Below are 1413 nucleotides of genomic sequence, written 5' to 3'. Positions count from 1 at the left end.
CGCGCCCCCGCTGGCGGGCGACGGCGCGTCGCCCGGGCGGGCGCGGCGCAGGACCCGGCGGGCGGGCACGGCCTGCTCGCGGTGGAGCGCCGCGGAGGCGACGGGGCCGAGCCGCTCTTCCACGCCGTCCACGGTGAAGCCGGCGGCGGTCAGGTCGTCGCGCAGGCCGTCGAGAGCCGCCGCGAGCGGGACGGCGTCCCACCCGGTCCCGGGCGGCGGCGTGCTCGTCGGGGCGGCGGACGGGATGCGGGTCGAGGGCGGCACGCGCCCCATCCTCGCGGATCGCCGCGCACCCGGCGCGTGCGGCGACGCGGGGGCGACCGGCGGCACACCCTGGGGAACGACGAAGGTCGCGGGTCACCGAGGGTCTCCTCGGCGACCCGCGACCTCCGCGGCGGGCGTGTCAGCAGTTGGTCGCCGTGTACGCGGTCACGTTCTGGCCGGCCTGCTGGAACGACTCCTCGGTCATCGCCGACATCGCGTCCGAGACCTTCGTCATCGCGTCGGGCGCGGTCGGGTCGGCGAGCGCGCTCGACAAGCCGTCCGTCACGGAGCGGAACGTCGTCGCCATGGTGCTCCAGTCGCCCGCGATCTCGGCCGGGGGCTCCACGCCCTCGAGCGTCGAGGTGAGCTGCTCGAGCGTGTCGAGGCCCGCCTGCGGGTTGTTCGGGTCGATGTTGCCCATCTCGGAGCTCATCTCCTCGAGCGTGGCGCTCGCGGCGCAGATGTCCGCGTCGCCGCCCTCGGCCTGGGGCTCCTCGGTCTCCTCCGCCGGGGTCTCCTCCTCAGCAGGGCTCTCCTCGGTCGCCTCGGCCGACTTGGTGGTCTCCTCGGCGGGCGCGGCCTCGTCGTCGCCCGAGCCGCACGCGGCGAGTCCGAGGACGAGGAGGGCGCTCGTCGCGAGGGCGGTCGTGGTGGTCGAGAACGTGTTGCGGATGCGCATGGGCACCATCGTGGCGGACGAGCACGCCCGTGACCTCCCCGAACACCCGTCCCGGGGAGTCCTACCCATGTGAGGAACGCCATACGCGCCTCGGTGGCCGGCCCGTCGCGGGCTGCCCGTCAGGCGGGGCAGCCCGCCTGGAAGAACTGCGTCACGCGCTGCGACGCGCCCGTGAGCGCGGCCGTGTCGATCCGCCGGCCGACGCGGTCCAGGGACCGGGCGAGCTCGGCCTGGTCGTGCGGCCCGGCGGCCTCGACGGCGTCCGCGATCATCGCGGTGTACGTCGCGACGACGCCCCAGTCGCGCGCGATCGCGGCGGGCGGCTCGGCCGCGGCGAGGGTGTCGCGCGCGGTCGTGAAGCCCGCCACGAGCTCGTCCGGGTGCTCCACCGACACGTCGAGCTGTGCCTCCGCCGCGTCGCCCCAGGCACGGGCCGCGGCGACGCACGCCGCGTCGGTCGCCGCGCCGGC

3 protein-coding genes are annotated in these 1413 nt (G+C 76.6%); all 3 read right to left on the bottom strand.

What is annotated here, in order from left to right; all coding sequences use genetic code 11:
* Positions 1–264, bottom strand: a 264-nt coding sequence (locus tag JZ5iCDA_RS17490) for a DUF7059 domain-containing protein (RefSeq protein WP_436967424.1), incomplete at its 3' end; no start/stop codon positions are given.
* A gap of 139 nt (positions 265–403) precedes the next feature.
* The gene (locus tag JZ5iCDA_RS19500; protein ID WP_216093483.1) at positions 404–943 is read right to left on the bottom strand and encodes a hypothetical protein; all 540 of its coding nucleotides are present in this window, start codon (positions 941–943) and stop codon (positions 404–406) included.
* Between the two features lie 119 nt (positions 944–1062).
* A partial coding sequence (locus JZ5iCDA_RS19275) for a hypothetical protein (RefSeq protein WP_171905435.1) occupies positions 1063–1413 on the bottom strand: 351 nt, incomplete at its 5' end.

Origin of the sequence: Cellulosimicrobium cellulans, assembly GCF_001722485.1 — a bacterium.
GTDB classification, from domain to species: domain Bacteria; phylum Actinomycetota; class Actinomycetes; order Actinomycetales; family Cellulomonadaceae; genus Cellulosimicrobium; species Cellulosimicrobium cellulans_A.
Note: the sequence above shows the minus strand (reverse complement) of the source record. Positions and strands in the feature narration are given on the sequence as shown.

Excerpts from the sequence above, each read along its gene's own strand:
- JZ5iCDA_RS19500 (WP_216093483.1), bottom strand. The coding sequence starts at position 943 with ATGCGCATCCGCAACACGTTCTCGACCACCACGACCGCCCTCGCGACG.